This is a genomic window from Sphingomonas pollutisoli, from assembly GCF_029167165.1.
In the GTDB taxonomy this organism is placed as follows: domain Bacteria; phylum Pseudomonadota; class Alphaproteobacteria; order Sphingomonadales; family Sphingomonadaceae; genus Sphingomonas; species Sphingomonas pollutisoli.
This window is the reverse complement of the sequence record NZ_JARFNJ010000011.1, coordinates 1-13,066: the sequence shown is the minus strand read 5'-3', so window position 1 is coordinate 13,066 and position 13,066 is coordinate 1. Positions and strand designations below refer to the sequence as shown.

Below are 13,066 nucleotides of genomic sequence, written 5' to 3'. Positions count from 1 at the left end.
AGACCATGCACTATATACGACTGACCATTGCCCTCGGCTTCGTCGCCCTGACTGCTGCGTGCGGCAAGAAGGCGGAGATGCCCGTTGCGGCCGAGACCAACCAGGCGGCACCCGCCGCAGCTATGAGCGGCGACATGGGAAATATGGCGATGGCGCCCTCCGCAACCTCGGCCATCAAGGCCAAGGGTCATGGCACGGTCACCGCGATCGACAAGACCGCTGGCACTATCACGCTCAATCATGGCCCGATCCCTGAAGCCAAGTGGCCAGCGATGACCATGGCATTCAAAGCGGCGCCTGCAATTACCGACGCAGCGAAGGTGGGCGATAAGGTCGATTTCGACGTCACGCTGACAGGCAGCGCCGGCGAGGTGACCGCTATCCACAAGCAACCCTGACAGGTTCGATGGCGCCGGTCTGGTCCGGCGCCACTGCCTGCTCGACTCCTTTTGCCACCGATCTATAAAAGCCTGAAGTCGCTACAGGGTCGTAATCGATGTCATCGGGGTCGCTCAGCATCGGCAAGCTCGCCGCCGCCACGGGAACGAAGGTGGAGACGATCCGCTATTACGAGAGCGTCGGGCTGCTCACCGCGCCAGAACGCACCAAGAGCAATTATCGCGTCTATTCGCCGCAGCATCTTGCGCGGCTCAGCTTCATCCGTCGCGCGCGGGCGCTGGGGTTTTCGCTCGATCAGGTCCAGGCGCTGCTAGGGTTGGCGGATCAGAAGGACATTTCCTGCTCCGCGGTGGATCTGATCGCGCGGGAACATCTTGCCGATATCGATCGCAAGCTCAGGGATCTGGAGACGCTTCGTTCCGAACTCAGCAGCCTCATCGTCCAATGCGGGCAAGGCACGATCTCCGAATGCCGCATCATCGAGACACTTGCACCGGAGGCCGAGCGCCTGGGATGACGATCGAGAGGCCGATGCGCTATTGCAACTAAGTCGCAAAACCGCTTGACCCTCTAGTGGCTAGAGGGTCTATCAGGCCTGCATGTCCCGCCCAGACCTCCGCGAATCTCTCGATTCCAGCCCTGCCTTCGCGCGCGCGCCGATGCCGTTGATCCGGCGTCTCATGGCCATCCTCGCAGCATTGCTCTGCATGGTCGGGATTAGCGGCATTGCCCACGCCAATACCACCGACGTGCAGACGGCGTGGCGATTGCTCGACTATATGGCAGTCGATTATGGCGGTGCCGTCAGTGGCGGTCGGGTCAAGAGTCCTTCCGAATATGCCGAGATGACCGAATTCGCGGCTTCGGTATCGACCCGTCTCGCCGCCCTGCCGCCCACGCCGGCGCGCGCCGCGCTCATTGCGGGCGCGAACCGGCTCCAGGGCGTGATCGCCGCGAAGGGAACACCCGAAGAGGTCGCCCGCATGGCGCATGGCCTCGCCGCCGATCTGCTCAAGGCCTATCCCGTGCCCCTCGCGCCGGCCAAGGCGCCCGACCTGGCCCGCGGCGCCACCCTGTTCACGCAGAATTGCGCGAGCTGCCATGGCATGACCGGAGATGGGCACGGCCCCGACGCTGCAAAGCTCGCGACACCGCCGATCGCTTTCAGAGAAATCGTGCGCGCGCGGCAGCGCAGCCCCTTCGCGCTCTATCAGGTCATCGAGCAGGGTATCGACGGTACGGCCATGCAGAGTTTCGCGAGCCTGCCGAGCGACGATCGCTGGGCGCTGGCCTTCTATGCCGGTCGCTTCGCCTTTTCCGACGCCCGGGCAGCCGAGGGTGAGCGGCTGTGGAAATCCGATGCCCGTCTCCGGCACGCCATTCCCGACCTGACAGCGCTCGCGGGACTGACGCCGGAAACGCTCGCCAAGACCGTGGGACCTGACAAGGCCGACGCGGTAATCGCCTATCTGCGCCGTCACCCGGAGGTGGTGATCCAGCCGGCCCCCGGATCGCTGGCCGTCGCGCGCGAAAAGCTGGCGCGGAGCCTTGCCGCCTATCGTGGTGGCGACCGCCACGCCGCCCAGGAACTCGCGCTCTCCGCCTATCTTGACGGGTTCGAACCGCTCGAGCCGATGCTGACCGCGCGCGACGCAACGCTCATGGGGCATATCGAAAGTGCCATGGGCGAGTTCCGGGCATCGCTCCAGCAAGGTCGCCCCGCTGACGAGATTGCCACTCGCGTCCAGGTGCTCGACGGCCTGTTCGATGACGCCGATGCGGCATTGTCCCCGGACGCGGCGAGCAGCGCATCGACCTTCCTGGGCGCCTTGACCATCCTGCTGCGCGAGGGGCTCGAAGCCCTGTTGATCGTCGTCGCGATGATCGCCTTCCTGCGCAAGGCCGAGCGCCCCGAAGTGCTGCCTTATGTCCATGCCGGCTGGATCGGGGCGCTGGCGGCGGGCGGCCTGACCTGGGCGATCGCTACCTATGCGATCGGAATCAGTGGAGCGAGCCGGGAGCTTACCGAAGGGTTCGGATCGCTGTTCGCCGCCGTCGTCCTGCTCTCCGTGGGAATCTGGATGCATGGCAAGGCCCAGGCGGATCAATGGCAGCGCTATATTCGAGAGAAGATGTCGCGCGCGCTGTCGCGGCAGTCGGCCTGGTTCCTGTTCGGCCTGGCCTTCATCGTCGTCTATCGCGAGGTGTTCGAGACGATCCTGTTCTATGCCGCGCTTTGGACCCAGGGCAATGGCGGCATGATGTTGGCGGGCGCGGGCACAGCTGTCCTGCTGCTCGGACTCATTGCCTGGGCGATGCTGCGCTACAGCCGCGACCTGCCGATCGCGAAGTTCTTCACCTATAGCGCGTGGCTGATGGCGGTTCTCACCGTCGTGCTCGCCGGCAAGGGCGTGGCCGCGCTGCAGGAAGCCGGCATCATCGACATCGCCCCGCTCGCCGGCGGAATCCGCGTCTCGATGCTGGGCATCTTCCCGACCTTGCAGTCGATGGCCGCCCAACTGCTCATGCTCCTCGCGGTGGTCGGCGGATTCGTCCTCAACCGGCGCCGCGCGACCGTGGCGACCGGCTGATGCAGTCTGCGCCCTTGAGCAATATTCGCCTTGACCCTCTAGTGACTAGAGGGTGCATAGGGCTCTCATGATATTTGCGCGAGTACATGACCATGGTCTGTAGCAGCTGCCAGTCTGACACACCGCAGACCCCCGATCCGCGCTGGCGCCGCATGCTGTGGATTGCGCTTGCGATCAATCTGGCAATGTTCGCCGGCGAGATCGTCATGGGTATCGCTTCGGGATCGCGGTCGCTGCAGGCGGATGCGCTCGATTTTCTGGGCGATTCCACCAATTATGCGATCAGCCTCGGGGTCGCGGGCATGGCGCTGGGATGGCGGTCGCGCGCCGCGCTGCTTAAGGGCGGCACAATCCTCGCCTTCGGACTCTATGTGTTGGTCACGACCGTCCTTGCCGCATTGGGTGGCCGCGTCCCACAGGCTGAGACAATGGGCATCGTCGGCGTGATCGCTCTGATCGCAAACGGCAGCGTCGCGTTCATGCTCTATCGCTACCGGAGCGGCGACGCGAACATGCGCTCGGTCTGGATTTGCTCACGCAACGACGCGATCGGCAATCTTGCCGTCCTGCTCGCGGCGGCCGGTGTCGTCGGCACGGGCACCGCCTGGCCGGATTTGGCGGTCGCTCTGATCATGGCGGCCCTGGGTATCTGGGGTGGTCTGCAGATCATTGCCCAAGCGCGCGCAGAACTGTGGCCGAAACCATCAAGTGAAGGTCCGGCACAACATTCGCTGGTCTCTCCGAGCCTGTAGTTGCTAAAGGGAGCGTAGATGCATCGATTGACGATCCTTTTTGCTTGTCTGGCCGTATTCCTGTCCCTGGGGATGGGATCGGTCTCGCACGCAATGGAGCCGATCGTCTGCATCGATGCCAATAGCGCCGCCGAGATCGGCCATACCGATGGCGACGGCGATCAGGTGCCTGCGGATAGCGACAAGGGCTATCCCCACCATCATGCCAGCTGCCACGGCCATCATGTCGCGGCACCAATGGCGAAGGTCGAGTCCTTTGGACAGGATTCGATTGGATCGATGACGCGACCGGCACAGGTGACAGCCCTGGCGGCCGCGGCGGCCGACCCGGCGCTACGACCTCCACAGGCCTGACGATTTCCTAGCTCCCATCGGCGTCGACCGGCGGGCTCTCAAGGTTCGTCAGGAGTTCTTTATCCATGTATCGTGTCATCGCGGCCCTATGGGTCGTAACGTCCTGCGCGTCGATCGCGCAGGCGCAGACGGCCACATCGCCGCCCTCTGCCAATCAACCTGTCTTCACACTCGAACGTGCTCGCACCCTCGCTGGGGGCAGATCTCCCAGTATCGATGCGGCAAGTGCCGACATACGCGCCGCCGGCGCCGCACGCACTATTGCCGGCCTCCGGCCCAACCCTGAAATTCAGGTGCAGTCGGAGAATGTCGCGGGGTCGGGCGACTATCGCGGCGTGCGCAGCGCCGAGACGACGGCGAGTCTTGCCCTGCCGATCGAGTTGGGCGGCAAGCGTTCGGCCCGGATCGCGGTCGCCGATTCCCGCAGCAATCGCGCCCGCATCGATGCGGCGATCGCGCTTGCGGATCTCAATCTGCGTATATCGCAGACCTATATCGAAGCCGCCGCCGCCGAGCGGCGCGTGGATATCGCCCGTCAGCAAGCAGAGATCGCAGGGAATGCCTTCAGGGCCGCGCGCGTCCGCGTGACCGCAGGGGCGGGAGCGCCGATCGACCAGCAGCGCGCCGACGTACTGCGTGTCAACGCCGAACTCGGGTTGGAACGGGCGACCCGTGAGGCGGAAGTAGCGCGCGGAAATCTCGCGCGCCTGATCGGTCAACCCATCGACGGCGCGCTGGATCTGGCCTGGTTCGATCGAATCGGCGGCTATGGGCCGGCAATGCCGGTCGCCCCGGATGGAACGCTGGCGCTCGCTGCCGCGCAGGCGGACGTGACCACCGCGAGCGCCCAGGTTCGCCTCGCACGGTCCCAGCGCGTGCCCGACATCACGATCAGCGCGGGCGCCCGTCGCCTTGCGCAAACCAATGATATGGCCGCCGTTATCGGGATCGCGATTCCCTTTCCGGTCTTCAACAACGGTTCCGCGGCCGTCAGCCAGGCTCGGGCCGAACAGGATCGTGCCGACGCCAATCGCAGGCTGGCGATCATCGAGGCCGAGCAAGCTATTGCTGGCGCACAGGCCCAGCTCGCCAATGCGGCGGCGACAGCCAGATCGACGGGCGGCCCCGGTCTTGCGGCCGCCTTGGAGACGGCCCGGATTGCCCGTGTCGGTTATGCCCAGGGCAAGTTCAGCCAGCTCGACCTGCTGGAGGCCGAAAGAACGCTTGCCGAGACGCGCGCCGCGTTCACCGATGCGCTTGCGGCCTATCACGATGCCGAAGCGCGGCTTGAGCGGCTGACCGCCCCCGCACCTGAAGTGGGGGAGCGCTGAGCGATGCAGCCGTTCTTCCCATTGGCGTGCTTCAACGCGCACTTTCCTATCATGACGGCGACATCTGCGCGGCCGATCGCCGAGCCGTCACGCCCAGGCCAGCCCCATTCCGGAGATATCCTATGATCCAAGACAAGCGCCTTTTGGGCGGCGTGGCGGGCGCCGTGTTGCTCGCCGCGGTCGGCGGTTTTACCGTCGCGCGCTGCACGAGCGACACGCCAGCGGCCACGGCCGAGACTGCTGCAAAGAGCGACGAGGCGAATGCCGACGCGCCCGCCGATACGATCACGATATCAGCGGCCGCGATCAAGGATGCTGGCGTCGTCACCGAGACGATCACCGCTGGCGGGCTTGGCGCGGAGATCATTTCCCAGGCCGTCATCACCCCTTCGCCGACCGGTGAAGCCATCGTGACCGCGAGGGCCGGGGGCGCCGTAACGCGTGTCCTGAAAAGGCTTGGCGATCCGGTTCGGGCCGGTGAGGCGCTGGCGGTGGTCGAAAGCCGCGACGCGGCGCAGATTGCAGCGGATCGCACCGCTGCCGGCGCCAAGGCGACGCTGGCGCAAAAGGCTCTCGCCCGCGAACGCTATCTCTATGACCAGAAGGTGTCCGCGCGAGTCGATCTCGAAACCGCGCAGGCGGATGCGGCCTCGGCCGCCGCGGAAGCCCGGCGAGCGGCGGTGGCAGCAGGCGCCGCCAATATCACGTCCGATGGTCGGGGCGTTGTTCTCGCCAGCCCGATCTCGGGTCGCGTGACCGCGATGAAGGTCAGTCTGGGAGCCTTTGTGCAACCGGAGACGGAACTGTTCCGGGTTGCCGATCCGCGTCAGATCCAGATCGAAGCCGCGGTCGGCGCTGCCGATGCCGCTCGCCTCGAAGCGGGCGACAGGGCGATCGTCGAACTGCCTGATGGCCGTACCGTGGATGCGCGGGTGCGGGCGGTGACCCCCACGCTGAGTGGTGAGACGCGCGCTGCCACTGCTGTTCTCGACGTGACCAGCAGCCTGCTTCAACCCGGCCTTGCCGTGCGCGTGCGGATGATTCCGAGCCGAGGCGCTACGTCCAGCGCGATCGTTGTTCCCGAAGAAGCGGTGCAATCCGTGGGCGGTCGCGACGTCGTGTTCGTCCGTACCGCCAAGGGCTTCAAGGCGACGCCAGTGACGACCGGCCAGCGCAGTGCCGGCCGGATCGAAATCGTATCGGGTTTCCCTGCCGGCCAAGCCGTCGCCACCCGGAACGCCTTCCTGCTCAAAGCCGAGCTCGGCAAGGGCGCAGGCGAGGAGGAATAGGCCATGATCGCGAACCTTATGGCGCTTTCCGTCCGTGCGCGCTGGGCGGTTGTTCTCCTCTTTCTCGTCATCGCTGGCTTCGGCGCGTGGCAGCTCACCAAGCTGCCGATCGACGCCGTGCCCGACATCACCAACAACCAGGTACAGATCAACACCGTCGAGCGTGGGCTGTCGCCGATCGAAATCGAAAAGCGCGTGACCTTCCCGATCGAGACGGCGCTTGCCGGCATTCCCGGCCTGGAAACCACCCGCTCACTCTCGCGCAACGGATTCAGTCAGGTCTCGGCGATTTTCACCGACAAGACCGACCTCTACTTCGCCCGCCAGCAGGTCAGCGAACGGCTGACCCAGGCGCGCGATACGCTTCCGCAAGGTGTGCAACCGCAAATCGGCCCTGTCACGACGGGCCTTGGTGAAGTGCTGATGTATTCAGTCGACTTCGCCAATCCAGGTGGGAAAGGCGCAACGATCCGCAACGGTCAGCCTGGCTGGCAATCGGACGGCAGCTTTCTGACCCCCGAAGGAGCGCGGTTGACCGATGAAGTGGGCCGCGCCGCCTATCTGCGCACGGTGCAGGACTGGATCATCCGGCCCCAGCTTCGCACGGTGCAGGGCGTCGCGGGGATCGACTCGATCGGCGGCTACGCCAAGCAATATATTGTCGAGCCCGATCCGGTGAAGCTGTCCTCCTACGGCATCTCCTATTCCGAGCTTGCCAAGGCGCTCGAGGCATCGAACCTCGCGGTGGGTGCCAACTATTTCAACCGGGGCGGCGAGGCGTTTCTGCTGCGCGCGGACGCGCGTATTCGCGATATCGACGAAATTGCCGACGCGATCGTCGCCACGCGTGGCGGGTTGCCGATCGCGGTCAAGGATGTCGCCAATGTGAAGGCCGGCGGCGAACTGCGCACCGGCGCGGCCAGCCAGAATGGCCATGAAGCCGTAGTCGGCACTGCGCTGATGTTGATTGGCGAAAACAGCCGCGTCGTCGCGCGCGCTGTCGGTGAACGGCTGGACGGTATCGGAAAGTCGCTGCCACCGGGCATCAAGGTGACGACGGTGCTCGACCGCTCGAAGCTCGTCAACGCCACGGTCGCGACGGTGCAGCGGAACCTGATCGAGGGCGCGATCCTTGTCGCGGCTGCCCTGTTCCTGCTGCTCGGCAATGTCCGTGCGGCGATCATCGCGGTGCTGATCATTCCCTTCTCGTTCCTGATGATGGCGATCGGCATGAATGCCTTCCGCATCCCAGGCAATCTCATGAGTCTGGGCGCGCTCGACTTCGGCCTGATCGTCGATGGCGCGGTGATCATCATCGAAAACTGCCTGGCGCGGCTTGCCCACCGCCAGGAGCATGAAGGGCGGCTGCTCAACCTGCGCGAGCGGCTTGAGGAGACGATGCGGGCCTCGCAGGAGATGATCAAGCCGACGGTCTTCGGACAAGGCATCATCCTGCTCGCCTTCGCGCCGTTGCTGATGTTCACCGGTGTCGAAGGCAAGACCTTCTCGCCGATGGCGATCACGATTATGCTGGCATTGGTCGCGGCCTTCATCCTCGCACTGACCTTCGTTCCGGCGATGGTTGCCCTTCTGATCCGTGGCAAAGTCTCGGAAAAGGAGGTCTGGATCATCGCCAAGACCAAAGCCCGCTACGCGCCCTTGCTCGACAAAGCCGTGGCGCGGCCCTGGCCGTTCATCGGTGCCGGCTTCGCCTTCTTTGCGGCCTCGGCCTTGGTGTTCGGTTTTCTCGGGCAGGAATTCATCCCCCAACTCGATGAAAAGAACGTCGCACTGGCGTCGAGCCGGGTGCCCTCGGTTTCCCTCGAAAAATCCCTGTCGATGCAGCGGGAGGTGGAACGCGCCGTGACCAGTCTGCCCGAGGTGGCGCTCATGTTCTCCAAGACCGGTACGGCGGAAGTCGCAACCGATCCGATGCCGCCGAACATCTCTGATGGCTTCGTGATCCTCAAACCGCAGAAAGAATGGCCGGAGGGCGTCAATACGAAGGCCGACGTGCTCCAGCGGATCGAGGATCGGGCGGGCACGAAGATCGGCAACGCCTTCGAGGTCAGCCAGCCTATCCAGCTCCGCTTCAACGAGCTGATCGCTGGCGTGCGCGGCGATGTCGCGATCAAGCTGTATGGCGATGATCTCGACAAGATGGGTGCCACGGCACAGGAAGTCGTTCGCTTGCTCCAGACGGTTCCTGGTGCTGCGGATGTGAAGGCGGAGCAGACCAGCGGTTCGCCGACGCTCGACGTGAAGTTCGATCGTGCGGCGATCGCCCGCTACGGTCTCACCATCGAGGAGGTTGCCGATACGGTCGCGGCCGCGATGGGCGGCCGGGAAGCGGGCCTGCTCTTCGAGGGCGATCGCCGGTTCGAAGTGACGGTCAGGGTTCCCGCCGCTACCCGGGAGAGCCTTGATTCCCTCGCCGCGCTCCCGGTCCTGCTTCCCCAGGAGGCCGGAGAGCACAGGGGTTCTGTTCCGCTCTCGCAGGTCGCGCAGTTCCGGTTCAGCGAAGGCCTGAACCAGATCAGCCGCGAAAACGGCAAGCGGCGTGTGGTCATCCAGGCCAATGTTCGCGGGCGGGACGTCGGTTCCTTCGTCGCGGAGGCGCAGGCCAAGGTCGACAAGCTGGCTTTGCCATCGGGTTCCTATCTGGAATGGGGTGGCCAGTTCCAGAACCTGCAAGCGGCCGCACAGAGGCTGTCGATCGTCGTGCCCCTGTGCTTCCTGGCAATCTTCGGGCTGCTCTACATGGCGCTGGGCGGACTTGCCCGGGCCGCGGCGGTGTTCTTCGCCGTCCCGTTGGGGCTTGCGGGTGGGGTCTTCACCCTCTGGCTGACAGGCATCTCCTTCTCCGTCTCGGCGGTTGTCGGGTTCATCTGTCTGGCGGGCGTCGCGGTGCTGAACGGCCTCGTCGTGATGTCCGCTATCCGGGAGAAGCTGGAAGCGGGCATTGAACTCAGTCGCGCCATCATCGAAGGCACATTCGAGAAGGTGCGTCCGGTCATCATGACCGGCTTCGTGCCTGCGATCGGGTTCGTGCCGATGGCGCTTGCCCATGGCACCGGCGCCGAGGTGCAGAAACCGCTGGCGACCGTCGTGATCGGTGGCCTGATCGCGGCCACGGTCCTGACGCTCTTGGTGCTTCCCGCCATTTCGAAGGTGGTGCTGGGCTTTGGCGAGCGGATCGGTCGTAGGCCGGCAAAACAGCGTGGCGAAGAGGCGCTGAATGCCTCGCCAGCAACATCGTGAGAGAGGATAAGAAGATGAGCGAACAAGCAAAATTGCTGCGCATCTACACCGACGAGGCTGCTTACTTCGGCGACCGCAAGGTGTTCGAGGTGGTCGCCACGCGGGCGCGTGACGCAAAACTGGCAGGGGCGACGGTCGTCCAGGCGCTGTTCGGCTTCGGCCGCAGCGCCCACTTACATCGGCCCCATCTTCTCGAGGATGATCAGTCGCTCGTGATCGAGATCGTGGACGCCGAGGCAAGCCTACGCGCCTTTGCGGCGAGCCTTGGCGACATCGAAGGCATCGGCCTTATCACCCTCGAAGCGGTCGAAGTGCTGGGCGGCGACAATATTGGGGGAGCTATCGCGTGACGCATGAGAAAGGATCGGCTGATATGTCGGAGCATAACGACCATGGTGATCCCGCGCATGGCCATGAGGGTCATGCTGCTCATGATCACGGGCATGGCGGACATGGGCACAGCCACGCGCCGGCTGACTTCGGTCGTGCCTTCGCTATTGGCATTGCCCTCAATATCGGCTTCGTGGTCGTCGAAGCGGCCTACGGCATCATCGCTGGTTCGATGGCGCTGCTCGCCGATGCCGGCCACAATCTCAGCGATGTGCTGGGTCTGTTGATCGCCTGGGGGGCCGCGACACTTGCCCGGCGCCGGCCGCAGGGACGATACACTTATGGTCTGCGCAGTTCATCGATCCTGGCGGCCCTGCTTAATGCGCTGCTCCTGCTGGTAGCCATTTCGGTCATCGCGATCGAAGCGATCCGGCGCTTCGCCGAGCCCGCGCCGGTCGCTGGCACCACGGTCATGATCGTCGCCGGCATCGGCATTGTCGTAAACACGGTGACGGCCTTGCTCTTCATGCGGGGACGAAAGGACGACCTCAACATCCGCGGCGCCTTCCTGCACATGGCGGCCGACGCGGCGGTGTCGGCCGGCGTAGTCCTCGCGGGGCTCGCGATCGTGCTGACTGGCCGCACCTGGATCGACCCCGTGACCAGCCTGGTGATCGTCGTCGTGGTCGCGATCGGAACCTGGGGCTTGTTGCGCGACTCGGTCAATATGAGTCTCCAGGCCGCCCCAGCCGGGATCGAGCCCGCGCGTATCGCCACCTTTCTGCGCAAGCAAAAGGGCGTGAAGGGCGTCCACGATCTCCATGTCTGGCCGATGAGCACGACGGAGACCGCGCTGACCGTGCATCTGCTCGTCCCGGACGGTTATCCCGGAGATGCATTCTCCGTGCAGATCGCCGAAACCCTCAAAGACAGGTTCGGCATCGATCACGCCACGATCCAGATCGAAACGGATGCCGGGACGCCGTGCGCCTTGGAACCTGATCACATCGTATGACGATGGCGTGGCCGACCAGCGACTCTGACACGGACGCTTTAGCCGGCGCGTCCGGCAAGCCGAGGACCGATGAATGACAGCACTCGCCTATACGATCATTCCCGTCCTTGCGGTGCTGATCGGCGCCATATTCGCCGTAGGGCGACGGCCAGGGCCGAAGCTCACCAGCGCGATCCAGCACCTCGCCGCCGGCGTCGTCTTCGCCGCCGCCGCCACCGAGATTCTGCCGGATGTGATGCATGGCCGAGCGCCATTGGCGACATTGGCGGGCGGCGCGGCCGGCGTCGTGGTCATGCTAGGGCTCAAGTCGCTGGAAAAGCGCGTCCGTGGCCCGCTCGCGCTGATCGGCGCCATCGGCACGGATCTGCTGATCGATGGCCTCGTGCTGGGTCTTGCGTTCATCGCCGGCGCGAAGGCGGGGCTGTTGCTGACGATCGCCCTGACGCTCGAAGTCCTGTTCCTTGGCGTCACGGTGACCGAGGAGTTGGGCGAAACCGTCACATCCAAGCTGCGCATCGTGACGATAACGACCGCGCTCGCGCTGCTGATGCCGCTGGGAACGCTGCTCGCGCTGCCGGTTGCTGGGTTTCCGCCGGTCGTCATTTCCGGCTTTCTGAGCTTCGGGCTTGTCGCGCTCCTCTACCTCGTCACTGAAGAATTGCTCGTCGAGGCGCATGAGAAGCCGGACAGCCCCCTTATCAGCGCGATGTTCTTCGTCGGCTTCCTCGCGCTGCTGCTGCTTGAGGAATTGATCTGATATCTCGACGACCAACGGATGTCGGAAAAAATCCCTCTAGATGGATAGGGCCGTGTGGCCAATGTGCATGTTCAAACCGCTTGCCGTCTAACATGCCGGCCCCACGGCTGGAGGATCGATATTGGTTATTTCAGATATCCTGAACACGCGAAAGCCCGACGCGTGGCCGGCGTCTCGGAAATGATCGGAAGCGGTTGGAATGCCGCTATCCGTCGCTGCGTCAGTCTCGGATACCGCCTGCGAAGGTCGGCAATCCATCCGGCGGCTTCGTCGAAATCGAGGTCGCCATCGTCAAGGATGCGTGCGCGGGCGACGGCACCGCGGACACCGCCCCTGGGGTCTCCTACATCGCGGTGCCGACGTGGAATCAGGTGAATATGACAATGAAGGATTGTCTGACCGGCATCTAAGCCCACGTTCGCGCCTAGGTTAAATCCTGTAACGGTAGCATCGTCCGCGAGGATCGCTTCGCGTAGGCGCCATAAGAGTTCGTGAGTAGCGTTCAGTTCGTCAGGCGACAGATCGAAAGAGGTCTCGGCGTGACGTATCGGGACCACGAGCGTGTGAAGGTGCGTGACGGGCGTCGTGTCGCGCAGCGCTACCGCCAGATCATTCCGCGCAACAATGATATCCTCATGAACGCCGCAAAACGGACAGTCGCAATGCTGAAGTGTGCACTCGGTCACCGCTTATTTGATCCCGATGGGTGCCCTACACGAGAGGGACACAACCCCACCGCCATCGTCCCGCTGCGCGGGGTGCCGGTCGGTGAGGCTGTTTGGCAGGTGCCTTCGCGTTGTCCATTCAAGCGCTATGCGACATCCGCCTGATCACTTTCCGAGAGCTCCATTGGCGTTGCTGGATGGTGGCTCACGCCCTTGGGTCCGACGCTCCAGTGCTCGATATGCTTGTAGGGGTCACTACACGAAAGTGTGTTTTACGTACGCTAAGGGAGAACTTTTAGCGAACGCTGTCGCCGTCATTAGG

Annotated in this window: 13 protein-coding genes and 1 pseudogene; 13 read left to right on the top strand and 1 reads right to left on the bottom strand. The window is 64.2% G+C overall.

Features of this window, described 5'->3' with window-relative positions; genetic code table 11:
- Positions 1 to 5: 5 nt before the first annotated feature.
- From PX554_RS20465 to PX554_RS20410, 12 genes are all read left to right on the top strand, one after another.
- Positions 6 to 398 (top strand): copper-binding protein, encoded by a 393-nt coding sequence (locus tag PX554_RS20465; protein WP_275504336.1) that lies wholly within the window; start codon positions 6 to 8, stop codon positions 396 to 398.
- A gap of 98 nt (positions 399 to 496) precedes the next feature.
- On the top strand, positions 497 to 916 hold the full coding sequence (locus tag PX554_RS20460) for a MerR family transcriptional regulator (protein WP_275504335.1): 420 nt from the start codon (positions 497 to 499) through the stop codon (positions 914 to 916).
- 163 nt (positions 917 to 1,079) lie between these two features.
- Positions 1,080 to 2,990, top strand: coding sequence for an FTR1 family protein (locus PX554_RS20455; RefSeq protein WP_420833472.1), 1,911 nt, complete (start codon positions 1,080 to 1,082; stop codon positions 2,988 to 2,990).
- An 86-nt stretch (positions 2,991 to 3,076) separates the two neighbouring features.
- Positions 3,077 to 3,742 (top strand): cation efflux transmembrane domain-containing protein, encoded by a 666-nt coding sequence (locus PX554_RS20450; RefSeq protein WP_420833476.1) that lies wholly within the window; start codon positions 3,077 to 3,079, stop codon positions 3,740 to 3,742.
- A 93-nt stretch (positions 3,743 to 3,835) separates the two neighbouring features.
- Complete coding sequence (locus PX554_RS20445) at positions 3,836 to 4,096, top strand: hypothetical protein (protein WP_275504334.1); 261 nt, start codon at positions 3,836 to 3,838, stop codon at positions 4,094 to 4,096.
- A 65-nt stretch (positions 4,097 to 4,161) separates the two neighbouring features.
- Positions 4,162 to 5,427 (top strand): TolC family protein, encoded by a 1,266-nt coding sequence (locus PX554_RS20440; RefSeq protein ID WP_275504333.1) that lies wholly within the window; start codon positions 4,162 to 4,164, stop codon positions 5,425 to 5,427.
- 122 nt (positions 5,428 to 5,549) lie between these two features.
- Positions 5,550 to 6,716: an efflux RND transporter periplasmic adaptor subunit gene (locus tag PX554_RS20435; protein ID WP_275504332.1), complete on the top strand. Its 1,167-nt coding sequence runs from the start codon at positions 5,550 to 5,552 to the stop codon at positions 6,714 to 6,716.
- Between the two features lie 3 nt (positions 6,717 to 6,719).
- Positions 6,720 to 9,977, top strand: a complete 3,258-nt coding sequence (locus PX554_RS20430) for an efflux RND transporter permease subunit (protein WP_275504331.1) — start codon at positions 6,720 to 6,722, stop codon at positions 9,975 to 9,977.
- Between the two features lie 14 nt (positions 9,978 to 9,991).
- Positions 9,992 to 10,327, top strand: coding sequence for a DUF190 domain-containing protein (locus PX554_RS20425; RefSeq protein WP_275504330.1), 336 nt, complete (start codon positions 9,992 to 9,994; stop codon positions 10,325 to 10,327).
- Between the two features lie 23 nt (positions 10,328 to 10,350).
- Positions 10,351 to 11,322 carry a cation diffusion facilitator family transporter gene (locus PX554_RS20420; protein ID WP_275504329.1) on the top strand — a complete coding sequence of 324 codons (972 nt, stop codon included), beginning with the start codon at positions 10,351 to 10,353 and terminating at the stop codon, positions 11,320 to 11,322.
- A gap of 73 nt (positions 11,323 to 11,395) precedes the next feature.
- Positions 11,396 to 12,079 carry a ZIP family metal transporter gene (locus tag PX554_RS20415; protein WP_275504328.1) on the top strand — a complete coding sequence of 228 codons (684 nt, stop codon included), beginning with the start codon at positions 11,396 to 11,398 and terminating at the stop codon, positions 12,077 to 12,079.
- A 194-nt stretch (positions 12,080 to 12,273) separates the two neighbouring features.
- A complete protein-coding gene (locus PX554_RS20410; RefSeq protein ID WP_275504327.1) occupies positions 12,274 to 12,489 on the top strand; it encodes a hypothetical protein in 216 nt (71 codons plus the stop codon).
- 3 nt (positions 12,490 to 12,492) lie between these two features.
- Here PX554_RS20410 and PX554_RS26710 read toward each other — a convergent pair.
- Positions 12,493 to 12,675, bottom strand: a pseudogene (locus PX554_RS26710) (HIT family protein); the annotation flags it as partial.
- Here PX554_RS26710 and PX554_RS20405 point away from each other — a divergent pair.
- Positions 12,619 to 12,909: a hypothetical protein gene (locus PX554_RS20405; RefSeq protein WP_275504326.1), complete on the top strand. Its 291-nt coding sequence runs from the start codon at positions 12,619 to 12,621 to the stop codon at positions 12,907 to 12,909. The pseudogene PX554_RS26710 and the gene PX554_RS20405 sit on opposite strands and share 57 nt — an antisense overlap.
- Positions 12,910 to 13,066: the final 157 nt, after the last annotated feature.